Annotated in this window: 23 protein-coding genes and 1 pseudogene; 15 read left to right on the top strand and 9 right to left on the bottom strand. The window is 58.2% G+C overall.

The features are described from left to right. Window positions 1–116 precede the first annotated feature (116 nt). From NMB38_RS09695 to NMB38_RS09685, 3 genes are all read right to left on the bottom strand, one after another. Window positions 117–1,445 carry a GntR family transcriptional regulator gene (locus NMB38_RS09695; RefSeq protein ID WP_494355019.1) on the bottom strand — a complete coding sequence of 443 codons (1,329 nt, stop codon included), beginning with the start codon at window positions 1,443–1,445 and terminating at the stop codon, window positions 117–119. Next, window positions 1,445–2,824, bottom strand: a complete 1,380-nt coding sequence (locus NMB38_RS09690) for a hypothetical protein (protein WP_132578980.1) — start codon at window positions 2,822–2,824, stop codon at window positions 1,445–1,447. Before NMB38_RS09690 ends, NMB38_RS09695 begins: the two co-directional genes overlap by 1 nt. Before the next feature lie 620 nt (window positions 2,825–3,444). Then, window positions 3,445–4,467 carry a zinc-dependent alcohol dehydrogenase family protein gene (locus NMB38_RS09685; protein ID WP_027915525.1) on the bottom strand — a complete coding sequence of 341 codons (1,023 nt, stop codon included), beginning with the start codon at window positions 4,465–4,467 and terminating at the stop codon, window positions 3,445–3,447. 204 nt (window positions 4,468–4,671) lie between these two features. On the opposite strand from NMB38_RS09685, the gene NMB38_RS09680 reads away from it, so the two are divergent. The 7 genes from NMB38_RS09680 (at window position 4,672) to NMB38_RS09650 (ending at window position 11,253) form a co-directional block, all read left to right on the top strand. Beyond that, window positions 4,672–5,586, top strand: a complete 915-nt coding sequence (locus NMB38_RS09680) for a LysR family transcriptional regulator (RefSeq protein ID WP_023533541.1) — start codon at window positions 4,672–4,674, stop codon at window positions 5,584–5,586. 347 nt (window positions 5,587–5,933) lie between these two features. Next, entirely contained in the window at window positions 5,934–6,233 is a 300-nt protein-coding gene (hxsD, locus tag NMB38_RS09675; protein WP_039612946.1) for a His-Xaa-Ser system protein HxsD, read from the top strand. Further along, the gene (gene hxsB / locus NMB38_RS09670) at window positions 6,230–7,717 is read left to right on the top strand and encodes a His-Xaa-Ser system radical SAM maturase HxsB (protein WP_132578981.1); all 1,488 of its coding nucleotides are present in this window, start codon (window positions 6,230–6,232) and stop codon (window positions 7,715–7,717) included. The genes hxsD and hxsB overlap by 4 nt, the downstream gene beginning before the upstream one ends. Further along, complete coding sequence (gene hxsC, locus NMB38_RS09665) at window positions 7,717–8,952, top strand: His-Xaa-Ser system radical SAM maturase HxsC (protein ID WP_027915522.1); 1,236 nt, start codon at window positions 7,717–7,719, stop codon at window positions 8,950–8,952. Before hxsB ends, hxsC begins: the two co-directional genes overlap by 1 nt. Then, complete coding sequence (gene hxsA, locus NMB38_RS09660; protein ID WP_027915521.1) at window positions 8,949–9,557, top strand: His-Xaa-Ser repeat protein HxsA; 609 nt, start codon at window positions 8,949–8,951, stop codon at window positions 9,555–9,557. Before hxsC ends, hxsA begins: the two co-directional genes overlap by 4 nt. A gap of 51 nt (window positions 9,558–9,608) precedes the next feature. Then, window positions 9,609–10,022 carry a hypothetical protein gene (locus NMB38_RS09655; protein WP_128610551.1) on the top strand — a complete coding sequence of 138 codons (414 nt, stop codon included), beginning with the start codon at window positions 9,609–9,611 and terminating at the stop codon, window positions 10,020–10,022. A 475-nt stretch (window positions 10,023–10,497) separates the two neighbouring features. Further along, a complete protein-coding gene (locus NMB38_RS09650; RefSeq protein ID WP_218568218.1) occupies window positions 10,498–11,253 on the top strand; it encodes a hypothetical protein in 756 nt (251 codons plus the stop codon). Between the two features lie 185 nt (window positions 11,254–11,438). Here NMB38_RS09650 and NMB38_RS09645 read toward each other — a convergent pair whose 3' ends face one another. Next, window positions 11,439–11,597, bottom strand: coding sequence for a hypothetical protein (locus NMB38_RS09645; protein ID WP_165919268.1), 159 nt, complete (start codon window positions 11,595–11,597; stop codon window positions 11,439–11,441). Between the two features lie 363 nt (window positions 11,598–11,960). Here NMB38_RS09645 and NMB38_RS09640 point away from each other — a divergent pair, with 363 nt between their 5' ends. Further along, on the top strand, window positions 11,961–12,278 hold the full coding sequence (locus tag NMB38_RS09640) for a type II toxin-antitoxin system PrlF family antitoxin (RefSeq protein WP_110607479.1): 318 nt from the start codon (window positions 11,961–11,963) through the stop codon (window positions 12,276–12,278). Continuing rightward, window positions 12,278–12,739, top strand: coding sequence for a type II toxin-antitoxin system YhaV family toxin (locus NMB38_RS09635; RefSeq protein WP_111475924.1), 462 nt, complete (start codon window positions 12,278–12,280; stop codon window positions 12,737–12,739). Before NMB38_RS09640 ends, NMB38_RS09635 begins: the two co-directional genes overlap by 1 nt. A 198-nt stretch (window positions 12,740–12,937) precedes the next feature. Here NMB38_RS09635 and NMB38_RS09630 read toward each other — a convergent pair. After that, a pseudogene (locus tag NMB38_RS09630) lies at window positions 12,938–13,366 on the bottom strand (IS5 family transposase); the annotation flags it as partial. Window positions 13,367–13,903: 537 nt separating this feature from the next. On the opposite strand from NMB38_RS09630, the gene NMB38_RS09625 reads away from it, so the two are divergent. Next, window positions 13,904–15,067 (top strand): DUF3472 domain-containing protein, encoded by a 1,164-nt coding sequence (locus NMB38_RS09625; protein ID WP_158526966.1) that lies wholly within the window; start codon window positions 13,904–13,906, stop codon window positions 15,065–15,067. 232 nt (window positions 15,068–15,299) lie between these two features. On the opposite strand, the gene NMB38_RS09620 is transcribed toward NMB38_RS09625, so the two are convergent. Then, window positions 15,300–15,428, bottom strand: coding sequence for a hypothetical protein (locus NMB38_RS09620; protein ID WP_328413882.1), 129 nt, complete (start codon window positions 15,426–15,428; stop codon window positions 15,300–15,302). A 128-nt stretch (window positions 15,429–15,556) separates the two neighbouring features. Further along, the gene (locus NMB38_RS09615) at window positions 15,557–16,402 is read right to left on the bottom strand and encodes an SDR family NAD(P)-dependent oxidoreductase (RefSeq protein WP_132578983.1); all 846 of its coding nucleotides are present in this window, start codon (window positions 16,400–16,402) and stop codon (window positions 15,557–15,559) included. A gap of 315 nt (window positions 16,403–16,717) precedes the next feature. Here NMB38_RS09615 and NMB38_RS09610 point away from each other — a divergent pair, with 315 nt between their 5' ends. After that, a complete protein-coding gene (locus NMB38_RS09610) occupies window positions 16,718–17,656 on the top strand; it encodes a LysR family transcriptional regulator (protein WP_132578984.1) in 939 nt (312 codons plus the stop codon). 126 nt (window positions 17,657–17,782) lie between these two features. Here the strand turns inward: NMB38_RS09610 and NMB38_RS09605 are convergent, their stop codons facing one another. Further along, window positions 17,783–17,968, bottom strand: a complete 186-nt coding sequence (locus NMB38_RS09605; RefSeq protein WP_023533540.1) for a DUF1289 domain-containing protein — start codon at window positions 17,966–17,968, stop codon at window positions 17,783–17,785. Window positions 17,969–18,068: 100 nt separating this feature from the next. Beyond that, on the bottom strand, window positions 18,069–19,391 hold the full coding sequence (locus tag NMB38_RS09600) for an APC family permease (RefSeq protein WP_110607474.1): 1,323 nt from the start codon (window positions 19,389–19,391) through the stop codon (window positions 18,069–18,071). Window positions 19,392–19,618: 227 nt separating this feature from the next. Between NMB38_RS09600 and cyoA the strand changes: the two genes are divergently transcribed. From cyoA to cyoD, 4 genes are read left to right on the top strand one after another with little or no spacing between them, the layout of a single operon-like run. Beyond that, window positions 19,619–20,542, top strand: a complete 924-nt coding sequence (gene cyoA / locus NMB38_RS09595) for a ubiquinol oxidase subunit II (RefSeq protein ID WP_080992867.1) — start codon at window positions 19,619–19,621, stop codon at window positions 20,540–20,542. A 4-nt stretch (window positions 20,543–20,546) separates the two neighbouring features. Next, entirely contained in the window at window positions 20,547–22,520 is a 1,974-nt protein-coding gene (cyoB, locus tag NMB38_RS09590) for a cytochrome o ubiquinol oxidase subunit I (protein WP_111475927.1), read from the top strand. Window positions 22,521–22,523: 3 nt separating this feature from the next. Continuing rightward, entirely contained in the window at window positions 22,524–23,135 is a 612-nt protein-coding gene (gene cyoC, locus NMB38_RS09585; protein ID WP_027915511.1) for a cytochrome o ubiquinol oxidase subunit III, read from the top strand. Further along, window positions 23,135–23,473: a cytochrome o ubiquinol oxidase subunit IV gene (gene cyoD / locus NMB38_RS09580; protein ID WP_027915510.1), complete on the top strand. Its 339-nt coding sequence runs from the start codon at window positions 23,135–23,137 to the stop codon at window positions 23,471–23,473. Before cyoC ends, cyoD begins: the two co-directional genes overlap by 1 nt. Window positions 23,474–23,516: the final 43 nt, after the last annotated feature.

Genomic DNA, 23,516 nt, shown 5'->3' with positions numbered 1-23,516 from the left:
GCAGCTTTACGGGGTACTGGTTATACATACAGACTAGCGCGTGTGACAAGTGCCGCGGGTCGGGCCGTGCATCTTCGCGCCCTGGCAGCATGGCCGATGCAGGCCTGGGGCGGTCATCAAGGGTGCCCGGCGACCTGAGCCAGTCGATCGACGGCAATCTGTAGCTCTACCGGGTCATCACCTGTCCAGCCCAAGGCCAGATGATGCTGAAAGCGGCCGTGCAAGCTGAAGTGCTTGCCAGGCATGGCATGCAGCGGCGTACCGGCCAGGGCCTTACTGATGGAATCCCAATGGACAGGCTGGCGCAACCTTGCCCAGAGCAAGCCGCCACCGTCGGGCAAGCGCAGTTGCAGCTGTGGCCCGAAGCGCAACGCGAGCACGCGTGCCAATGTTCGGGTACGGCGTTGCAGGGCCTGGCGAAGCCGGGCCCATTGTGCATCCACCTCCCCCTTGTCCAACATGCAGGCCAACGCTTGCATGCGTAAGGGTGGCAAGCGGAAAGCCCGTTCGCAGAAGCCTCTGGTCAGGGCACCGGTCGGTCCTAACACGTAGGCATACGGGGCCTCGGGCCCAAGCACTGCCTCGAACCCACCCACCACCAGCAGTTGCCTGACATCCACCCAGTCTCGCTGGCGGATGACAGGCGGGCCTGCGTGATAGAGCTCGCTGTCCAGGTCGCTTTCCAGCACCCATACCCGATACCGCGAGAGCAGATGGCCCAACTGCTGCTGGCCCGCCGAGGTCACCAGCCGGCCTTGTGGCGTGCTCAGACAGGAGGGCAGCACCACAAGCCCCACTGGCTCGCTTTCCAACAGACAGGTCAGCGCATACAGATTGAGATCACCCCGAGTATCCACTGGCACCTCAAGCACGGGCACCCCGGTGCGAGCGAGCGCCTGCAATAGCTGCCAGCAGCAAGGTGAATGAACCACCACTGCCGCATGCTTGAGCTCAAGCGCTGCCCACACGGTATCGAGCAACGCAGTGAGGTCCGGCGCCACGTGCACATCCGTGGCGCACCAGTAGCGGCTGCTGGAATGGGTGTAGCGCTCGGCAAGCGTCTGACGCAATCTCACGCTGCCCGGGTCCTGACCCCAGCCCATGGCTCGCAGCCGCTGACGCGCCAGCCGGCGTTCATGATTGTGCAAGTTCAGCTCGAACAGCGATGGCTCGAATACCGGCGGTTGCCGGGGCGTGAGGGCCACCTCGCTGCTTGATGCACTGTGCACGAAGTAGCCCGACCTGGGCAGACGCTCAACACGACCGGCCTCCTCCAGCAGGTTATAGGCATGCTGGACAGTGCCCAGCGACACCCGTAGCCTCGAAGCAAGGCCTCGCAGCGAGGGCAAACGCTGCCGTTGCCCGGGCGGCGATTGATCAATGAGTGCTTCGATGTACCGGTAGACCTTGCGATAGGCAAACTCGCGATGCGGGGCCTGCGGCATCACGGCCGCTCCACGTCGCAGCCTTGCGCCGGCAAGGGCGCCTGGCACAGCAGACGCAAGTTGATGTCACGCCGGGCCAGGTGCCTCAACACGCGCATGGCCGAGGCAGGCAAGTTGGTTTCATACAGGGCCCGCAGCTGTGCAACAGGCAAGCCACTGACATTGACGAGCCAAGCCTTCACGGCTTGTGGACATGGCTCGCCGCGCAAGGCGTGATGCAGGTAGGGCAATGCCACCAGCATGTCGGTATGCCGGCACTTGAGGAAGCGCTCCAAATGCTTACCCCTGCGAGCAAAGGGTGTGAACAGCAAGCACATCAGCTGATCGTGGCTCAACCCCAACACGCCGCCCACCTGCCCAGTGCGGCCCCGGCCCGGTTTGTCCACCTGATGCTTGAGCGACAATGCGGGCCTGCACCCCTGGGCTTGCTGAGCGCGGGCCTGCAGTTGGTGCACCTGCGCCAACGCCTCAGGATCCACGAAAGCCCCCAATGGATAGGCATCCTGCGGCACTGCGCACGGATTGCCGAGCATCGATTCAAGTTTCTGTCCTTCAAGCAAGTCTGCCAGAAGCTCATCGATCGCCATGACCCGCAGTGGCGTGCGTACCTGCTCCTGTCGACCTGCCGGCCTGATTTCCTGGCCACCAACACCCTCCAGCCGCTGGCCCAGTTGAGCGAGCCCGTCAGCCAACGCAGCCAGGCAATGCTGCGCCTCGGGCAAGCCGCTTTCGCCGGCAAGGTGCAAGATGCGCCGGAACCAGGCCAGAAAACGATGCCGCTCTTGAGCCGGTATTGCCGTGATCATCACGTCGACAGGTGTTTGGAACTGCACGGCCTCGCTGAATGTGTTTGCCAGGTCCAGATAAAGCCAAGCGCCCAACAATCCCTCGGGCCTGGCCCCTGCCAGATGCCCCAACAGCAGCATGGCAGTGCTGGCCAGAGGGACGTCGTCCCTGCTGGGCACCCAGTCTCGCGAAAAGGGCCTGACCGCCCGACCCTGGACCATGAGCAACTCAACGCGTGGATCATCCTGGAGGAACAAGGCATTGAACGCACGCTCATGACATACCAGGGTGTGAGAACCAGGAGCGGGTTGACTGATCACCAACACACGCAACTGGAAGGTGACCGGCCCGCGTGTGGCGATGCTCAATTGCGCAGCCCGGAGCATGGCCAGCAATCTGGCACTACGGCGGTCGTTGCCATGCAGAGCCAATACACGAAACGTCCCGATATATTCAGCGCCTCCGGCAGCTATCAGCAATCGCTGAATCAACAACTGCAAGGAAGCACGTTGTGATTGGGACATATGATTCAACAAGCGCTCCAGCACTTGCCGATAAATATGATGCATTGCCTGATCGTGAATAGCCGTCACGATATTACCTCGTCCAGTTCATGCGGCCAGTCGATGCACAAGCACTCGGCATCAACCCTGGCCGGGATATTCCGAATGGTCGTTACAGTCCACGCACAACGAAGTTCATCTTCACTGTCGACACACGCCGGAAGCCCTCACCGCATACCCATGGCACACCGGCTTTTCACGCCATTGCCCAGCCAGCTCAGCCCTGCTCATATCACGCTCCTTGCGTAAACTGTCATTGCGCCATTATCGATATGCAACAGAAGAATTGAAGATACAGATCAGGGGAAAAAAAGTAGTCAGAGCTGTTGAAACGACAGCTTGACCTTGAAACTTGAAGACTTCAATCAAAGATAAGAGGCGAGATATTTCCCAAACTCCATAACACTGAAACTTTATGTAGTATCAGTCTTGGTGCGTTGTAGGAATTATCCTTTTATAAAATTCATGCACAGGATCGCCGGCCACTTGCCGAACCGAGTGAACGGCCAGGAACAGTCAGTCGCCGCCGGCCAGGACGCCGACGACAGCTGAACGTTGGGATAGGTATCGGCGGGTCAAGCCCGATGCGGTCGGCGACGATCTGTGGACGCCCGCCTAATGAAGCGAGCCATCATTGCGCGCACAGCCTGTCAGGCAGGCATCAGGTCCAGCACCACGCGCCCACCGCAAGGGCACTGATCCATGTAGCGATGGGCGTCGACCACTTGCTCGAACGGGTACACCTTGATGATCTGCGGGGTGAGCAGCTTGTCGGCCGTGAACTGGTTGATATCGCGCAACGCCCTGTGCAAAGCCACTTGGTCCTGGCTGATGCCCAGTTCAGGCTTGCCCGTAAAATTGCCAATGCAGTGTACATAGAACTGAATGTTCTTCTGAAACGCAGCACAGGCCGGAAATGGGGTCTGGTTGCCGCCTTGCAGGCCATACAGCACAAGGCTGCCACGCGGGGCCAACACATCACCGAGCAACGACATCTGCGGCCCACCCAGGCCATCGAGCACCATGTCCACACCGCGACCCTCGGTGTACTTGCCTACCTGCATCACCAGGTCTTGCTCCTCGGTGACGATCACCTTGTCAGCGCCCAGGCCGAGCAGATAATCACGTTGCTCGCCATCCTTGGTCGCAGCAAACACCGTCAGGCCAAGCGCCTTGCCCAACTGCACGAACGCCGGTCCCGCGCAATGACTGGCATCGGTAACCAATGCCGTCTGCCCACTTTTTGCACGGGCCAGATCGACGTACGCGAAATAGGCGATCAGCAATGGCGTGTAATGCACGCTCGCTTCAATCGGTGTCAGCACCTCCGGATAGCGGGTGATGGCTGAACGGGGCAAGACGATAACGTCACCGTACACGGGGTGATCGTTGGCACTGGTGGCTGGGAAGCTCGCGACCCTGTCTCCGACCACGATGTCGTCGACCGCATCGCCCACCGCCGTCACCACGCCGGCCATTTCATGACCTATACCGGCTGGCAGCCGGGCACGGGAGGACGCCAGGTTCTGGCGCCAGAGCACGTCGTACCAGCTGACACCGATCGCCTCGACGCGGATCTGTACCTCACCGGCGGCAGGCATCGGCTCGGCCTGCTCCTCGCAACGGAGCACATCCGCAGCGCCGAACTTGTGGAACCGAATCATGCGGGACATCGCCTACCTCGCCTAGTGAAACATCAATTGCCACTGACTCTATCCGGGCTTTACGCATCGGACCAGCCGCGGTCATTAATAGTCGACATGCCTGTCATCGATTGGGCCCCGCATTTTCCCTGCTATTGGCCCCCTGGATGGGTGCAGATTACCAGCCTTTGGCCTTAATATTCACCCCTGCTCCTTTTCTGGCGAAGCGCCCCGATGAATCGAAACGACCTGCGTCGCGTAGACCTCAACCTGCTGATCGTGTTCGAAACGCTCATGCATGAGCGAAGCGTGACCCGTGCAGCGGAGAAGCTGTTCCTCGGCCAGCCCGCCATCAGCGCCGCCCTCTCGCGCCTGCGCAACCTGTTCGATGATCCGCTTTTCGTGCGCACTGGGCGCAGCATGGAGCCGTCCGCCCGCGCCAACGAAATCTTCGCCCTGCTTTCGCCCGCGCTGGATTCGATTTCCACGGCCGTCAGCCGAGCGGCCGAGTTCGACCCGGCCACCAGCAACGCCGTGTTTCGCATCGGCTTGTCGGACGATGCCGAATTCGGCCTGCTGCCGCAGTTGCTCAAGCGCGTACGCGCCGAGGCGCCAGGCATCGTGCTGGTGATACGACGCGTCAATTACCTGTTGATGCCCACCCTGCTGGCCTCCGGCGAAATCTCGGTTGGCGTCAGCTACACCAGCGAACTCCCGGCCAATGCCAAGCGCAAAGTGCTGCGCCGCAGCCGGCCAAAGCTGCTGCGTGCCGACAGCGTACCGGGCAGCATCAGCCTCGATGATTTCTGCGCACGGCCCCATGCCCTGGTGTCTTTCGCCGGGGACCTGTCGGGTTTTATCGACGAAGCCTTGCAGGCGCTTGGGCGCAAGCGCCACGTGGTCCTCGCCGTGCCGCAGTTCAATGGCCTGGGCAGCCTGCTGGCCGGCACCGACATTGTCGCCACCGTGCCTGACTACACGGCCGATGCCCTGACGGCGGCCGGTGGGTTGCGGGCTGAAGAGCTGCCACTGGACGTGCGCAGCTTTGAATTGCACATGGCCTGGCGTGGGGCGCAGGACAATGACCCGGCGGAGCGGTGGTTGCGGTCTAGGATTCAGATGTTTTTTGGGGATCCTGAGAGTCTCTAGTCGCCGCCGGATAGGCTGTTCGGCTGATCATTCCTGCCTTTCCACAAACCATGGAGCTCTATGTACTTCCAGTGGATTGCTACATTGGTGGGCATATATGACGGCATGCTATGGATGGTTTGAAAAGGATGCCCCTAGCCTGAGGCCAAGCAGGTTATAGATGGCAATGGGTGGACTGAGGGAGATATGAACCCGCGACCCTACCCCGTCTCAATGACCGAGCCTTAGTGAGCTCACCACCCGCCACGCTGGACAAATGCGTGCAAATGTAAAAAATTATGATGGCATAATGCCTCGTCAACCGGCAAAATCCACACGCTCCCAACGGATTTGAAGGACCGGTTCCGATGACATGGCCAGTCACGCTAAAACTCGACAGTGCAGCCTACCCGCTCAGCGTGGTGCAACGCGCCGCTTATTCCCTGGCCGACACTGTCACGATCCAGGTCGGTATTGAAGCCAATCAGATAAGCCTCACGGCCCACCCCGCTGAAGCAAGGCTAACGCTTTCCCCGGAGCAAGCTCACTCGCTGATCCTTCAGCATCTGAACGACTTCGCCCTACGCGACCATATCAACCGCGAAACAGTAGGGTTGCGCGAAGTCCTGGCCCGAGCCGCGCTCGCTGGATGTGGTATTTCACAGTGACACTGATTGCGACAGACGCCAAGCACTACCGCTTGCTGCCTTTTCGATTCATGCGCATGAACACGGGAAATGAGCGTGACATCCTGCTCACCTCCGATACCGGTGAGTACATGCACGTGAACGACGCGCAATTACGAGCCCTCAGTTACTTCGACCTTCAAGCAAGTACGCCTTTTTACAAGGACCTGCTGGCCCGCCACTTCATCTACGAACCAGGCCGCCACGATCCGTTCCCGGAAATGGCCGCGCAATATCGGAGCCGAAAGGACTTCCTCTTCCAGGGCCCTGCACTGCACTTGTTCGTGGTTACATTGCGCTGCAACCACACCTGCCAGTACTGCCAGGTATCGAGGGCCCCTCTGGGAGGATCCGGCCACGATCTATCGGAAGCAGATGCACAGGCGGCGGTCGATCGCCTGTTCGAATCGAACGTTCCCGCCTTGACTGTGGAGTTTCAGGGTGGCGAGCCGCTACTGGCCTTCGAGCGCGTCCGCCAGATTGTCGAATGGGTCGTTGAACGGAACGTGGTCGAACAAAGGGATATCCAGTTCGTCATCACCACCACGCTGCACCACCTGACGGAGGAAATACTCGACTTCGCAGAACAAAATCGCATCCAGTTTTCGACTTCGCTCGATGGGCCGGCGCCCTTACACAATGCCAACCGCCCTACCCCGTCACGAGACTCCTACGAACGCACTGTAAAAGGTATCCAGTGGGTCCGTGGGCGCCTTGGCCATGATGCAGTTTCCGCGCTGACCACGCTAACTTCAAGAAGCCTCGAACAACCTGAAGCGATCATCGATGAGTATGTAAGCCAGGGCTTCTCCAGCATTTCGCTTCGGCCTCTGAGCCCTTATGGGTTTGCCACCAAGAGTGCCCATCGACTTGATTACCCTATTGAGCGATACCTGGCCTTCTACAAGAAGGCACTGGCCTATTTGCTGCATATCAACCAACAGGGCGTATATATCTCAGAGAGTTATACAAGCCTGCTGCTGAAAAATATCCTGACACCCTTCTCCTCCGGCTACGTAGACCTGCGGTCCCCTGCTGGCGCTGGCACTGCGGCGCTGGTTTATAATTATGACGGTTACGTCTATCCCTCGGACGAAGCCCGAATGCTGCTGGAAATGGGTGAAGACGGCTTGAGGCTCGGCACCGTGCAGCAACCTTTGTCAGCATTGCTCGCATCGCCAGTTATGAATGCGTTGCTCGCCAGTGGAATAGCAGAGGCGCTGCCGGGCTGCTCCGACTGCGCGCTTGTCCCGTACTGTGGTGCTGACCCCATCGAACACTATGCTCGCCACGCTGACCCGATCGGACATCGAGCGTTCAGCAGCTTCTGCAAGAAGAACATGGGTCTTCTGAAGCATCTTTTCGGCCTGCTTCGCGATGGCGACGACAACGTGCAGAGGGTGCTGCTGTCCTGGTTGAACAGGCGCTCTTACAGCGATGTCCGGATCCCGGGTTACAGGGGCTGATTGCGATGCTGCGCAAAGATACCCACTTCGAAATCCATCACCTGAATGAGCCGAAACTGCTCAAGGTCATCACGCTGGATGAGTTCATCGAACACGGCCTGGCTGCTTGCGCCGGAACTGCCGCGTTCGATGACCTGCTGCTTTGGCTGCCAAACGAAGAACGGCTACGCAGCCCGCATCTGCTCTCGCTGCCAGTAGGTGGGTTCCTGATCCCGGAGCCATTGATCGGCGACTTCGACAGCGCGCGGCCATACCTGCACACTCCCAAGGATGCGGATGTCGTGCAGCCCGGCGATGTCATTGCCATCACTCCAGGCAACACGTTGGTGCGAGTGCTCTATCGACGAGGCTCGGACAGCAACCTGCTGTTCATGACCGATCGTTGCAACAGCCTCTGTCTGATGTGCTCGCAGCCGCCCAAGGATATCGATGACCGTTGGCACATTGAAGAAAACCTACGGCTGATCGACCTGATGGATCCGGGCGAGGAAAATCTAGGTATCAGCGGCGGAGAACCAACACTTTATCGCGATGGCCTGCTGGAAATCCTGGCCAAGTGCAAAGCTGTTTTGCCGCAGAAATCCATTCATGTGCTCAGCAACGGGCGCCTGTTCCGAGACCCAAGCTGGATCGCAGCGCTCTCTGCAATCGGTCACCCTCAGTTGAGCTGGGGCATCCCCCTGTACGCCGACAATGCCGAAGACCATGACCATGTGGTGCAGGCCCCAGGCGCGTTCAGCGAAACCCTGCAAGGTCTTTATAACCTGTCGCGGGCCAACCAGATCATCGAAATTCGCGTGGTGCTCAATCGCCTGACCACACCACGCTTGCCAGAGCTCGCCCACTATGTATTCAGAAACCTGCCCTTCGTGCGGCATGTTGCGCTGATGGGCATCGAAAGTACCGGCCTGGCGAGGAAGAACTATGAAGAACTGTGGATTGACCCGCTGGACTATCAAGGGTCGTTGACCCAGACCGTGTATTTCCTGTCCAACCGTGGCGTGCCGGTTTCGATCTACAACTTGCCCCTGTGCCTGATCCCGTCCCACCTCTCGCGCTTCGCCCGCCAGAGCATCTCGGACTGGAAAAACCTGTTCATCGAAACCTGCCAGCAATGCGCTGCCGTCAAACATTGCTCTGGCTTTTTCAAATCCCATACCGACCGTTGGCAGAGCCGCGGCGTACAACCACTATCGACCGAGGCCTTCAGTGCCTATGCAAGGAGTGCACAGTGAAATTGCTCGAACGCTGGAAAGTCCTGATCAGTGGGATCAGCCTGCTGCCAATGGCAGGTACTACCCTGGCACAGCCGGGACATCTGTCACTGGCCGATGCGAACTGGCAACCCAATGACAAGCTTCAGCCCCCGGTATTTACCGATACGCTCAATGCGCCAGATGCCGTCAACATCTATGCAGCACATCGCTCACACAGTTCACACCGGTCCCACAGTTCGCACAGTTCTCACTACAGCGGCTCGGGTGGCTATAGCGCACCTCGCTACTACAGCCCACCTGCTACCAGTACCCGAAGCTACAGCGCGCCGAGTGCTTCGAGCAGCACCTCAAGCAGCAACAGCCTTTATCAGTCGTCTGGCACTACCAGCGGGACAAGTTCGAGCACTTCAAAGAGCCGCGCGACCAATGAGCAAAAAAGCAACCTGGTCACCCGTGTGCAGACCGCGCTGATGGTGCGCCAGTATTACCAAGGCACCATTGATGGGGTGATGGGCAAGGCGACACGAGGTGCGTTGATGGCCTTTCAGATGGACAGTGGGCTGACCGTGAATGGCCGGATGGATACGCCATCGCTGAATGCGTTGGGTATCAAGATTCCATAAATCGCTTCAGGTTAAAGCTAGCGTCCGTTCAGTAACGAAAGAAATTATCCCATGCAGCACATCATTCAAATCGACAACACTCTCTGGGCATTGATCAGCCGCCTGCAAGGCAAGGAACTGCAAACACCGTCGCGTAGCGCCCGTTTCCGAATCACGACCGTTGATGCAAATCGAGTTGTGATTGAAACCGGGTCGGAAGACTCGCAGTTGGCGCTGACTCGAGCAGCTTTCCAGCAAACGTTGGACTACCTAGCCGGTAACAATCATTTCGGCCAAGCACAAGCTGTGGAAATCAGCTCTAACCATACCTACGAAAAAGCAGGCCCACTTTGCCAGGCGGCTCGTTACAGAGCAGAAGGCAAGCCGGGGCGTACCAACATCACCTACATTCTGCCGATTCTGGAGCAGTGCCAGGCAGTCGGCATCCGGTCCACCACCCCAAACAGTACTTGGCAGCTGCCCTGAACAGCTCCTGATATCTTTACAAGGACGCCAACATGTACGCCAAAATGGACACCTTTCGCCCCGGCAGTGCCGCGTGTTTGATCAACCCTGCAAGGTGACGATCGACATCGAGTTTATCACCGTCTCCTATGACGACGGGGCAGACCTGGCAATACCGAGGCCAGGCAAAAGGCCTGGGGCATTACGAACTGCAAGCAGAAGGTTTCGACGGCAGAGCAACGCTGTACCGCTTCGAAGGCTCGAATGTACTGGAAGGCACTCGGGTCGAAGACGGCGTACGCGGGATGTGGCGGATTGTCTGCCAGCCGATTGATTCGTCATTCGTGCCCACATAAATAAGCTGAACTCGTGGGAGTTTGATGGGGCGCCACGAGGTCATCCACCTCAAATGGCAGAACAAAACGTACATCAAGGCGGCCAAGCATTGCTATCCGCATGGATTTGGAAGCACTGAAAAGAAGTTCAAGGATGAAAAATGATAGCTCTGAAAGCAAAACTGCTCGCCAAATTCCAACAATATTCCGTATCCCAACGGTTCTATCTCGCCTCGGTAGTTACGTACCTCATCACGATTGCAGCTTCTCAATATACGGGCATATCCGCGCTTACCATCGGGACGACGGTCGCGGCTGCATTGATAATTTGCGGATTCATTGCCTGGTGCATCCCTTTCGCCCGCTGGCTCCATACAGCATGGGAGAAGCCATTCGCCAAAACGCCCATCATCATTATGCATCTGCTTGCACTGCTGATATCCACAGCATGCGCGCGTTTCACGGTTGCCGAGACGTTAGGGCTGCCTCCTCAAAGTCTTGATCTGACAGTCGGCTTTCTCGCGTTGCTATTTTACATTCCATCGTGGCTGCTTGTGGTGGCAATACTCCTTGGTCTGACAGCAATACTGATCATGGTCATCGCGATGATCAGCCTGCCATTCGAAGCAGCCTGGCAACACATGACCCGCTTGGCCGCGCTCCTCAGCTTTCAGGCTAAGCTCAAGCAATCGCGCAGTATGATCATGTTCCATGGTGCAGGGGCTCTTATCATTAGCGTGCTATTTGCCATGAGCTACGACTATCTTACCGACAACTTCAGCCCGGCCTTCAAGGCCGTGACCAAAGTCATTGCACTACGAAGTAATTTCCACAAAGCCCCAAACTATCCCGACGTGCGGACTGGAGAATATGTGCATCCGTTGGAGAATGGCTTTATTGCTTACGCCCGCGAATAAGAAGACAAAAGTGTCATCATTGGCGTTCGTTTACAGCCTACTGAGAATTACGATGTCGTGGTGTCGACTATTCCCCCTCTCAAGGTTGCAATGACAACCATGGCAGAACACGTCAAGCAATCCCCTGCCCTGATTTGGCTGCTCAGCAGCGCTGCTTCAGAGACTGAGTCTGACTCGATACTGCGTTAAACCTGGTTGGCCACGATCAAAATACAGGCGAGCACCTTGAGAAACGTACTACTGGCGGGTACTTTGAGCATGGCTAACAAAATCACCAGCAATACAAAGGCCACCAGAGCGAGTGGATTACTCACATAGGGCGCCAATGCGTTTACATCTGTCATGTCCAATAAGATCCTCTTTTGAGAAAGAACAGTGTTGCCGATCTCGAGTGACCGGTTTGTTAGTAAGCCATGCGAGTCGTTCGAGAATTTGCAGAGAACTCCTTTTCTAGAATTTGGCAGCAAACCTCGAGGTGCCAAGCGCCGAAAAGCGACCACGCTCACACTACAGAATTGACGCCGCGAGTAGGCCAAGCCTACGCACTGAAGTCAATACGCCATCCTGGCATGTCGCCGCCGAGGTGGAAAGGCAGACGTAGCCCTTCTTCTGATCAGTGTCAGCATCTCGCTCCTTGGCCAGAAACCAAGATTGACCACGTAAGGATTATTCCTTACCATTCGCTTAGTATATCTGGGAGAACACTCATGCCTGCCATCCACGAAATCGCCACGTTGACCTCGAAGGGACAGGTCACACTGCCCAAATCCGTTCGCCAGCTTTTGGGCATTGACACTGGTGGCAAGATTGCATTCGACGTGCGCGGGGGTGAAATCGTGGTCAGCCGCGTAGAAACCACCCACGAAGACCCTGCCATCGGTGCGTTCCTGGGTTTGCTGGAGGCTGATATCCGAGGCGGCCGCAACCTCACTACCCTGCCGGAAGACTTGGCGCAAACCATGCTCGCCAACGCAAATCACTCCGTAAACCTGGACGAAGATATCGATGGTGAGGTCGCGATCTGATGGTGCGACGTGGGTGGACACTGTTGTTCCATGAAGGTGTGACTTTACAGCTACGCAAATTGCAAGAAGCCGCCGCCCGGGCCGAGCAAAACGACCCGCAAGGTTTTGAGAGCAATGCCAACGTCAAGCTGTTTCGGGCATTGAGCCATCTGATCATGGAGGCTGTGCCTGCCGACCCGGGCCGTGATGAGTTCCGCCAAGGCAACACGCTGGGCACCGCCTACCGACATTGGCGGCGGGCAAAGATCGGTAGGCGCTTTCGGCTGTTCTTTCGCTACGACTCAAGATCCAAGGTCATCGTCTATGCATGGGTCAACGACGAAAATACCCTCCGGTCTGCAGGCAGCAAATCCGATCCCTACGCTGTATTCGAGAAGATGCTTAGCCGCGGCAACCCTCCTGATGACTGGGATGCGCTGACTGCTGCGACGCGTAGCGACTGGGACGAGCCCAAAGCGTAGGCGGCACGCTTTGGCGAGTGATAGGACGTTCAACACCGCGCCTCAGTGCGTCCACTATCGTCCACTCGGAACCACTGCAAAAAGGGGTACTTCTGGGGGTACAAATTGAATTTCTCACTCGTAACTTGGTGATTAGCATGATTGCCCAAATGTCTTTTGGGGATCCTGAGAGTCTTGAGGCATCTTCTGGCAGGCTGGTGCGTCGCAGAGCATGTGGATTCTGGTTGTCAGGCCGCCACGACTGCGGCCTAGAGCGTGATCGGCAGGTTCGTCAGCCCCCTTATTTCCCGGCGCCAGATGAGGCTCGGTTGCGCGTACTGCGGTTGACTCGATCCTCCAGGTTTGCAGATCGATCAAGCCCAGCTCATTCAATCCCAGGTGCAGACGTTTGAGCATCTGCTCGAAAGTCCCTTGGTTTCGCCAGTCCCGAAACCGTTGATACACCATTGACCATGGACCGAAGCGCTCAGGCATATCTCGCCATGCAGCCCCTGAGCAGAGTACCCAGAGGACGCCATCGAGCATCAGTGGGTCGCTCAATCGCGGCCGGCCCCGGCCATGGGTTTCGATGAAGAGATCGGAGACCACATCCCAGGCCTCGTCCGCGAGTTCGTAGCGCCTTGCCAGCACAGGGTTCCCTTCCGTTGATGGCGTGTGACTCTACAAAATCTCAGCGCTGAAGGGGCAACGATTAGGTTTCTCGTGATTTCGCAGAGAGCCTAGGCTCCGTGTGAACAGTGTCTTGAGACGAAGCTCAGGCAAGGCGAAACAGCCCAGGAACGGTTGGAGTCGGGCTCGACTTAACGGGTTGTAAATGAGCAATCCGACCGGGCTGGCGCACTAGGCTGTTTTCGACGCAGCATCACCGAGTATCAAGGCTTTTCACACAGGGCCTAAGGTCTGGGCACCAACCGGCATTGAGTACCACCAATAGACCGGAGACTTCCCTGATGCATTAGGTTATGCAGCACAGACGTCGCGCCCCTCATAACAGCGGCTTCTTCTTACTGCCCTGCTGGCCCCGGTCGACCTAGCTCAGGAGGTCGCGGTTGTACCGTGTTGCAAGATGAAGACCTGTCAAAACTGACAGTTGTTTGCACAAGGGATCCGAATAGCATGACTTACATCGCACTATCGCGACGTTTACATAACGAGGAATACTCAATGGATACCCGTCAAGCACAGTCCATGACCGCAATATTGCGAGATGAACACGCTGACCTGCCTGAGCCTGCCAACGACGTACCAGCGTGGGGACCTTACATCACCGCCCACTTCAACCCGCGCAAAGGGGTTGAACTGTTCTATGCCGAGATACATGTGCCGCAGGCCGGGGCCCAGCGCTACATCTACTGGAGCCTGATGAATCCAAACTATGGAAAGAACCCCAGTTATGCTGGAATACAGATGAGCCTAGTGCCGGGTAACGATGTTTACGGAAACAACATCTGCTCCATCTGGGATTCCGATGATTTGCCCGAGGACACCTTGCCCGAGGCAACACTTATCAGCGGTAGACCTGGTATATACTGGGATCACTTCGGCAATGAAGGAACTGGTTTGCACACCAGTAATCAGAATGCATGGAAACCCGGTGAGCGCTATGCCATGGTCATACGCCGCTGGACACGCAAAGGTGATGACAAGTACACCTACACGTCGATGTTCATGTATTCGTTCACGGCCAAGACATGGACGCATTGGATGTCTGCACGGATTGCAGGGCGCGCGCTGATGCTTGAGGGTAATCCCGCCGGCTTCGTAGAGCGCTATGGAGGCGATGCACAGCACTACTACGGGCATTTTGGCAACTACTTCATCATGGTCGAGGGTGGCGAGTGGCAGTCACCCCACAAATACACCGTCGGGGCCGGCAAAGCACCATGGCGAGCCTCCTTGGTCAATGGTCACTCCGGACAAGACGTCAAAGTCCAAGTTGGGCAAACGCCCGAACGAGATCAAGAAATCACATTGAGGCCAGCGCAGCAAAACCGGCCCACCACCATCACGCCGCCGATCATTGAGTCATTCACCGTGACCTACCATGTGCGTGCGCAAACAATTGAATGGGCGTGGACCATCAAAGACAGTTCGCCTCCTCCCATCAGGACCTTGCTCTCCATTTCACGTGATGAAGTATACGGACAGGACGTCTATCTCCATGAAATCAACGGACCCAGTGGCCGCAAGGCTATCACCAATGACCTGCTGCTCAGGGAGAACGATTACAAAGGAACGTACAGGTACTTCGCACGTATCGAGTACTTCGACATCTTTGAGCAGAAATCCAATAATGGGTACGTTCAGGTAGTATTTGATTACGCCTAACCTGAATGGCGACGCACATAGGCGGCCCATCTGCTCAACCCGACACCGGCGGTGGCTCTGATTGTGGACACTAGGCTTTGTATCAAGCGCCTTGATACTCGGTGAGGCTACGTTGAAAACAGTCTGGAGCGGCCGCACGGTCGGAAGGCTCATTTGCAACCCGTAAAGTCGAGCGCGACTTCGGCCGTCCTTCGGCTGTTTTCGCTTTGCCTGACCTTTGTCTCAAGACTTTTCACACAAAGCCTAGGATGGCAACGCCAGCATGCTGGGAGACAATCAGGTTGCCCTTTTCAGTCAAAGCCAGGGCGCCAATGCGCGCAGGCGATTCATACAGTCGCGTCAGTTGCCCATGCAGGTCCAGCGCATTGATCTGGCCGCCACTGATGTCGACGAAGCGCAGGCACTGATGAGCTTCATCTCAGACCGGGCTTTCCTCCAGATCGGCCTGGCACGGTAAGAAGCGTTTGAGGTTTTCCTGAGGAGGCCTATTCATCGCTCCTTAATGTGGTCCCACCGCTGGGCAACTTGTTCGGCGCTAGTGGCCTTCACGCGGGCCAGATCGACCGGGTAATCGACATTTGGGTTTTCCACAAACCGCGTGGCCGTAAATTGGCCATTGCTGGCACGCAGGACATAACCTGTGTCCTGGCACTGCGGCGACGCCAGGAACACCACGCCGGGCGTCACCCATTCAGGCTTGAGATTCTCCGGTTCACCCGTCACGCCCCACATACGGGTCTTGGCCACTGGAGATACAGCATTGACGAGAATGCCGGCTTCGGTGCCTTCCATGCTTAGCGCATTCATGATGCCCAGTTGTGCCATCTTGCCGGCGGCATACGCCACCAGGCCCGGTTGGGCATATTGCTGGTACATCGCGCGGTCGGATGAGGTCAGCACGACCCGTGCGGCAGCAGACTGTTTGAGGTGTTTCCATGCATGTTTGCATAACCACACGGGGGTATAGATATTGATATCCACGGCGCGGCCAATGAATGTCGCATCAGCGTCTTCAATCGCTTGATAACCGACCCAACCGGCGTTATGAATCACGATATCGAGTTGACCAAATGCCTCGATGGCCATTGCCACCAGTTGCTCGCAACCCTGCTCACCGGACAAGTCCCCATGATGCCCCAACACGTTGAAACCTTTGCCCCGGAGCGCTTTCGCAGCCTCCATGGCAATGGAGCCATCGCCCCCGGCGCCCAGCTTATCTGCGCCGATATCACTAATTACCACATTGGCGCCCAGTGTCGCCAAAGCGTGCGCATAACTGAAACCGAGTCCTCGGCCAGCACCCGTTACAAGAGCGGTCTTTCCTGTAAAGTTCATGGTCTGTTTCCGCTTGAGTACCGCCCTACCTTAACAATGAATGTTCACGTTGTTTAATACTAACGGCAGCGCAGGTTGATACCTGGTGCCTATCAAGTTGCTGGTAAATCCGAATAATTTCTTGATGATTACTCTTCTGAGGCCCATTCGTAAGCCACGCCACCGAACTCGGACCTGTTCGAGACCGCTTGCGGGTATTGGATCCAATGATTAACTTAGCTCTACTTTTTGTTTAGTATTTAGTCGGGGGCCTGTTAACCAGTAACCTTGCCGCACCCCCGTCCTCAGATCAATTCAGATGAAGGAACAGAAGAAATGATCGAAACCCGCCTGCTGCGCCAATTCATCGCCGTGGCTGAAGAGCTGCACTTTCACAAGGCCGCTATTCGCCTGCACATGGCCCAGCCCCCGTTGAACCAAGCCATCCATCGGCTGGAAGACAAACTGGGGTTCAGTCTGTTCACGCGCAATAAGCGCGGGGTCAAACTGACCCCCGCCGGCAGTGCATTCCTGAGTGCGGCCTACAGCACGTTGAAGGCGCTTGAGCTGGGCATCGAACACGCACGCCAGGTGTCCGAGGGCATTGCTGGCAAACTCACGGTAACGGCGGTGTCCATCGCCTATTACGAGTCACTGCTCAGTACCCTGCGCCAGTTCCGCGAGACTTACCCCAAAGTCCAGCTGATCATCAAGGAGATGTCCTCGTCTAGCCAAGCCAAGGCCAATTTGTCGGGAGAAGCGGACATTGCCTTCATGCGCAAATTGCCGATCTCGGCGGAAAACGTCGAGTCGCGCCTGTTACTGGACGAAGAGATCGTGATGGCCCTGCCCGCCCATCACCCGAAGGCAAAGGAAGGTCAGATCGACTTGAGGGACTTCGCCGGGGAAGACTTCGTCTTCACCCCCGAAGCGCTGGGTACCGGCTATCACAGCCAGCTGACCGCCTTGTGTGAAGCCGCCGGTTTTTACCCCAAGGTGGTGCAGGAGGCCGCGCAGATCCATACCTTGATAGGCTTGGTGGCCTGCGGTTTCGGCGTTGCTTTGGTGCCTGAGTCGATTGCCAACTCGATCATGCGCGACAGGGTCGTGTTCCGCCGTATCCACCCCGTGACCGCCTCTCCCAACCCGGCCATCGGCCTGTACATGAGCTGGAGCACCCACAACGAATCACCGTTGATGGACAGCTTCATTTCCATGTTCGACCTCGATGTCGCTCCCCAGGTCGAGGGGATGTTGGCCGCTCGTGTCAGTTAGAACGCCAGCTGGACATCCTGGAGCCATGCGGCAAGGACCAAGGTGATTGATGCCCATGCTTAGGCCGCACGCCGATAAATTGCGCCTACCAACCGTTCCGGGCTGTCAACAAACCCTGCACACCACTCACCCCTTGCCCTTCTTTTTGATCTTCTTCAAGCGCGCAGCCGCTTTCTCGACCGTCGCCTTCTTCTCGGAACGCTTCATGTTTCGCCAGCCGCGTATCTCCTCCTTGCTGCGCCCGCAGCCGGTGCACACCTCATGCTTGAGCTTGCAGCTCGACACGCAAGGGTTTTCAATCTCTTTGGCCATTGAACGGTTCCTGATGAGTAGCAGCGCAAGTCTGCGCAGGGGCGCGGTTGGCTAGTGAAGTATGGGACATTCAAAGCTCGCACATGATCGCTTGCCCCCGTCACTGTCCCGCATCACCCTCGCTAATGGTCCGACCAATGCCCTTGCCCGCCAGCCAGTGCAACACCGCCCCCAAGCCCAGCAATGCCCCTGCCCTCAGCCAGTTCTCGAAAGGTTGCTGACTCAGCACCAGCAGGCACGACAGGATACCCAACACAGGGACCACCGGATGAACCGAGAAATGCTCGGCATCGACCTTTTCCTTCTTGAGCACCAACACCGCCACGTTCGTGCTCAAAAATACGAACAACAGCAACAGCACGACGGTTTCGGCCAGCACTTCCAGCGAGCCAGTAAAGGTCAGCAGGATGGCCAGCAGCGTGGTCGCGGCTATCGCATAACCGGGTGTGCCGCGGTTGGGTAGCACTTGACCCAGAACGCGCGGCAGCATGCCATCGCGGGCCATGCCCCAGGCAAGGCGGCTAGCCATGATCATGGTCAACATGGCGCCGTTGGCCACCGCCACCAAAGCGATGATGGCGAATACACCGTGGGGCAGCCCCAGGTCAGCGTTGTGCACGATGTCCATCAAGGGCGTCTTGGCGTCGATCAGTGCCTGCACTGGCATGACCAACGCGGCGCCGGCGCCGACTGCCAGGTAAACCAGGCCGGCCACCAGCAAGGCCCCGAACAGCGCGCGTGGGTACGTCCGGCGTACGTCCTTGATTTCCTCGGCCAGGTTGGCGGACGTCTCGAACCCCACGTACGAATAAAATGCCAGCAAAGCGCCGCCCAGTACCGCAGTAGCCGGGCCCTGTTCGCCGAAATCCAGCAAACGGGTAGGCTCGGCCTGCCCTTGGCCGCTCAACACCGCCACAGCGACGATCACCAGCACCAAGCCGCTGAGTTCGATCAGGGTCATGACCAGGTTGGCACTGAGCGACTCCTTGATACCCCGGGCGTTGAGCATTGCCATCAATACTAGAAACAGGGGCGCCAGCACCGCCGAAGGCCAGTCGATAAACACGCGCAGATATTCCCCAGCAAACGCCAGCGCCAACCCTGCGGCACTGGTGATGCCTGCCGCCAACATGGCGAACCCCACCAAAAAAGCCAGCAACGGCGAGCCGAACGCCCGCCGTGCGAACACCGCCGCACCGCCAGCCCGGGGGTATTTGCTGACAAGCTCGGCGTAGGACGCCGCAGTCAACAGGGCGAAGAACAGTGCCAGGGCCAGAGGCGCCCAGATGGCGCCACCGGCCCGGTCGGCGATGGCGCCTGCCAGTGCGTATACCCCGGCGCCCAATACGTCCCCGAGGATGAAGAACACCAACAACGGCAGGGTGATCACGCGTTTGAGTGAGGCGGTTGCGTCGCTGGCCATCATGGCGCTCCAATCGTCTGGTCAATGGCGCTGTGACTGCCCCCCTGCGCGCAAGGTTCAGTGCCCTGCCCAGGTGGCGCGCCAACTACCAGCCACCCATGGGCATAAGTTCCCTGACCTGGGCTGCCATTCGTCGAACAATCGCGCATTGCAAACAACCTTGGGAGCATTGGGTTCCTCTCAGATGTGATAGCCGAAACATCTGACAACACATACGGGATGCTCACATGGCCAGGGAACCGAAAACGGCAAGGCGACTGCTCTGGATGATGGCGCTGGGCACCGTAGCACTCCAGCTCTCGGGCTGCGACATGGTGTTATTCAACCCCAAGGGGCAGGTGGGGCTCGAGCAGCGCAACCTGATCATCCTCGCCACCTTGCTCATGCTGATCGTAGTGGTACCGGTGATGATCATGGCGCTGGTGTTTTCGGTGCGCTATCGGGCCTCGAACGAAAAGGCCCGCTATACCCCCGACTGGAGCCACTCGCGGCTGATCGAAGCGGTGGTATGGGGCGTGCCGCTGGCCATCATCATCGTGCTGGGGGTTGTCACCTGGCGTTCGACCCATGCGCTGGACCCGTACCGGCCGCTGGCATCCGACACCCCTGCGCTCAAGGTCCAGGTCATCGCCATGGACTGGAAGTGGCTGTTCGTCTATCCCGAACTCGGCATTGCTTCGGTCAACGAAATGGCGATGCCTGTAGACACGCCCGTTGACTTTAGGGTGACTTCCGACGGCGCCATCACTTCGTTCTTCATTCCGGCCCTGGGCGGCCAGATCTACGCCATGGCCGGGATGCAGACACGGCTGCACCTGATCGCCAACCACGCAGGCGACTACACCGGGATCGCCGCCAACTACAACGGCCCGGGGTTCTCCGACATGCACTTCAAGGCGCTGGCCCTCGACCCGGCGGGCTTCGATGACTGGGTCGAACGCACCCGCGCCGCCGGGCGCCAGCTCGATGGGGCTGCCTACACGCAGCTGGCCAAGCCCAGTATTGCCCACCCGGTAGAACATTACGGCAAAGTCGACCCGCACCTGTTCCAGTCGTTGATCGACAAGTACCAGGGCGTCAACCGCTCACGGGAGGTCGAACGCCGCCTCAGCGATTCCCAGGGCCAGAGCCCCCAAGGCAGCAAGGAGTAAGCGCATGTTCGGAAAACTGACCTGGGACGCCATCCCCCTCCACGAGCCGATCATCATGTACACGCTGGCCGTCGTCGGGCTGCTGGGCCTGGCGGTCGTAGGGGCCATCACCTACATGGGCAAATGGAAATACCTGTGGCAGGAGTGGTTCACTAGCGTGGACCACAAGCGCATCGGCGTGATGTACATCGTCGTCGCCCTGGTGATGCTGCTGCGCGGGTTCGCCGACGCGTTGATGATGCGCACCCAGCAGGCCATGGCCTCGGACGGCTCGCCTGGCTACCTGCCGCCTGAGCACTACGACCAGATCTTCACCGCCCATGGGGTGATCATGATCTTCTTCATGGCCATGCCGTTCGTGGTCGGGCTGATGAACGTGGTGGTACCTTTGCAGATCGGCGCCCGCGACGTGGCCTATCCATTTTTGAATGCCGTCAGCTTCTGGCTGTTCGTTTCCGGCGCCGTGCTGGTGAACCTTTCCCTGGGCATTGGCGAGTTCGCACGCACCGGCTGGGTGGCCTACCCCCCGTTGTCCGGTATCGGATACAGCCCCGGGGTGGGAGTGGACTACTACATCTGGGCGTTGCAGATTTCCGGGGTAGGCACCCTGCTCACCGGGCTGAACTTCTTCGTCACCATTCTGAAGATGCGTACCACCGGCATGACGCTGTTTCGCATGCCGGTGTTCACCTGGACAGTGTTGTGCACCTCGATCCTGATCCTGGCTGCCTTTCCCATCCTCACCGCCACCTTGTTCATGCTCACGCTGGACCGCTATTTGGGCATGCACTTCTTCACCAATGAACTGGGCGGCAACCCCATGATGTACGTGAACCTCATCTGGGCTTGGGGCCACCCCGAGGTGTACATCCTCATACTCCCAGCGTTCGGTATCTTCTCGGAGGTGGCCTCGACGTTCTCGCGCAAGAAGCTGTTCGGCTACTACTCCCTGGTGTGGGCGACCATCGTCATTACGGTGCTGTCCTTCATCGTCTGGGTGCACCATTTCTTCACCATGGGCGCAGGACCCAACGTGAACGCGTTCTTCGGCATCATGACCATGATCATCGCCGTCCCCACCGGGGTGAAGATCTTCACCTGGCTGTTCACCATGTACCGGGGTCGGGTGCGTTTCGAGACGCCGATGCTGTGGACGGTTGGCTTCATCGTCACCTTCAGCATCGGGGGCATGACCGGGGTCCTGCTGGCGGTGCCCGGTGCGGACTTCCTGTTGCATAACAGCCTGTTCCTGATTGCCCATTTCCACAACGTGATCATCGGCGGCGCGGTCTTCGGCTACCTCTGCGGCCTGACGTACTGGTTCCCCAAGGCCTTCGGCTTCAAACTCCATGACCCACTGGGGCGTGCTGCCTTCTGGTGCTGGTTGGCTGGATTTTACTTTGCCTTCATGCCGTCCTATTTCCTGGGGTTCATGGGCATGACCCGGCGCCTGAATCACTTCGACGTACCCGAGTGGCGGCCCTTCCTGCTGCTGGAAATGGTCGGTGTATTGATCATTCTGTGTGGCGTGGCCTGTCAGGTCATGCAACTGGTGGTGAGTATCCGCAAACGTCATGAGAACCGCGACACCACGGGCGACCCCTGGGACGGGCGCACGCTGGAATGGGCGACCGCTTCGCCGCCCCCGTTCTACAACTTCGCCGAGCAACCTGTCGTGGGCGGCATCGACGCGTACTGGGGCATGAAGGAGAAAGGCGTGAAAACCCTGGCCGAGATGGATTTTCGCAAGATCCACATGCCTCGCAACACCAGCCTGGGCCTGGTGCTAGGCGTTCTGTCCACGGTGCTGGGCTTTGCGTTGATCTGGCACATCTGGTGGTTGGTCATCGCCAGTTCACTGGCAGTCATCGCCACCCTGATCGTGCGCAGTTACGACCCCAATACCGACTACTGCATCCCGGCCGAAGCGGTCGAACGGATGGAAACCGAGCGTCGCCAACGGTTGGCGGAGGCCTGAATCATGTCCCATGTCGTGCACAACGAAACGGCCCGCGAGCAAGAGCATGGCCACGAAGACGCAGGCTCCCTGAGCCTGTTCGGCTTCTGGGTCTACCTGATGACCGACTGCATTCTGTTCGCCACCCTGTTTGCTACCTATGCGGTGCTGGGACAGTCTGTGGCAGGTGGGCCCAGCGCGGCGGACATCTTCGAACTGCCTTATGTGCTGGTGGAGACGTTCCTGTTGCTCTTGAGCAGCATCACCTACGGCTATGCGATGCTCGCCAACCACCGCCAGGACAAGCGCTGGGTGCTGCGCTGGCTGGGCGTCACGTTCCTGCTCGGCCTGGGCTTCATCGCCATGGAGATCAATGAATTCCATCATCTGATCAGCGAGGGCGCAGGCCCCCAACGCAGTGCGTTTCTGACGGCGTTCTTCACGTTGGTGGGCACTCACGGCCTGCACGTGCTGGTGGGGCTGATCTGGATGGCCCTGTTGATGATGCAGGTTCACCAGCGCGGCCTGACCTGTGTCAATGCTACGCGCTTGAGCTGCCTGAGCCTGTTCTGGCATTTCCTGGACATCGTGTGGGTCTGTGTGTTTACCGTCGTTTATCTGTTCGGGGTGATCTGATGAGTCGTCAAAGCCATGTACCTAGCAGTGCCGGCGCTAGCCAGAGCAGCCACCGTTCGTATAACACAGGGTTCGTGCTGGCAGCCCTGCTCACCCTGCTGCCCTTCGGGCTGGCCATGTACCCCAGCCTGCCGCGTCACCTGACCTTCATGACCGTGCTGGTGTGCGCCCTGGTCCAGATCGTGGTGCACATGGTGTTTTTCCTGCACCTGACCACAGCGCGAGAGCAGCGTTGGAACTTGATCGCGCTGGTGTTCACGGTGGTGATCATCACGCTGTTGGTGGGGTTGTCGCTGTGGATCATGTACTACGTGCACTACAACATGCTCGGGTTATGACTGTCTTCCCATCCGGGCTGGCCTGCCACCAGCAGGTCGGACC

The organism is Pseudomonas sp. FBCC-B35, from assembly GCF_059133755.1.
The sequence above is the reverse complement of the archived record's forward strand: the minus strand, read 5'-3'. Positions and strand labels throughout refer to the sequence as shown.

Excerpts from the sequence above, each read along its gene's own strand:
- NMB38_RS09695 (WP_494355019.1), bottom strand. The coding sequence starts at position 1,445 with ATGCCGCAGGCCCCGCATCGCGAGTTTGCCTATCGCAAGGTCTACCGG.
- NMB38_RS09685 (WP_027915525.1), bottom strand. The coding sequence starts at position 4,467 with ATGTCCCGCATGATTCGGTTCCACAAGTTCGGCGCTGCGGATGTGCTC.
- NMB38_RS09680 (WP_023533541.1), top strand. The coding sequence starts at position 4,672 with ATGAATCGAAACGACCTGCGTCGCGTAGACCTCAACCTGCTGATCGTG.
- hxsD (WP_039612946.1), top strand. The coding sequence starts at position 5,934 with ATGACATGGCCAGTCACGCTAAAACTCGACAGTGCAGCCTACCCGCTC.
- NMB38_RS09655 (WP_128610551.1), top strand. The coding sequence starts at position 9,609 with ATGCAGCACATCATTCAAATCGACAACACTCTCTGGGCATTGATCAGC.
- NMB38_RS09650 (WP_218568218.1), top strand. The coding sequence starts at position 10,498 with ATGATAGCTCTGAAAGCAAAACTGCTCGCCAAATTCCAACAATATTCC.
- NMB38_RS09645 (WP_165919268.1), bottom strand. The coding sequence starts at position 11,597 with ATGACAGATGTAAACGCATTGGCGCCCTATGTGAGTAATCCACTCGCT.
- NMB38_RS09640 (WP_110607479.1), top strand. The coding sequence starts at position 11,961 with ATGCCTGCCATCCACGAAATCGCCACGTTGACCTCGAAGGGACAGGTC.
- NMB38_RS09635 (WP_111475924.1), top strand. The coding sequence starts at position 12,278 with ATGGTGCGACGTGGGTGGACACTGTTGTTCCATGAAGGTGTGACTTTA.
- NMB38_RS09625 (WP_158526966.1), top strand. The coding sequence starts at position 13,904 with ATGGATACCCGTCAAGCACAGTCCATGACCGCAATATTGCGAGATGAA.
- NMB38_RS09615 (WP_132578983.1), bottom strand. The coding sequence starts at position 16,402 with ATGAACTTTACAGGAAAGACCGCTCTTGTAACGGGTGCTGGCCGAGGA.
- NMB38_RS09610 (WP_132578984.1), top strand. The coding sequence starts at position 16,718 with ATGATCGAAACCCGCCTGCTGCGCCAATTCATCGCCGTGGCTGAAGAG.
- NMB38_RS09605 (WP_023533540.1), bottom strand. The coding sequence starts at position 17,968 with ATGGCCAAAGAGATTGAAAACCCTTGCGTGTCGAGCTGCAAGCTCAAG.
- NMB38_RS09600 (WP_110607474.1), bottom strand. The coding sequence starts at position 19,391 with ATGGCCAGCGACGCAACCGCCTCACTCAAACGCGTGATCACCCTGCCG.
- cyoA (WP_080992867.1), top strand. The coding sequence starts at position 19,619 with ATGGCCAGGGAACCGAAAACGGCAAGGCGACTGCTCTGGATGATGGCG.
- cyoB (WP_111475927.1), top strand. The coding sequence starts at position 20,547 with ATGTTCGGAAAACTGACCTGGGACGCCATCCCCCTCCACGAGCCGATC.
- cyoC (WP_027915511.1), top strand. The coding sequence starts at position 22,524 with ATGTCCCATGTCGTGCACAACGAAACGGCCCGCGAGCAAGAGCATGGC.
- cyoD (WP_027915510.1), top strand. The coding sequence starts at position 23,135 with ATGAGTCGTCAAAGCCATGTACCTAGCAGTGCCGGCGCTAGCCAGAGC.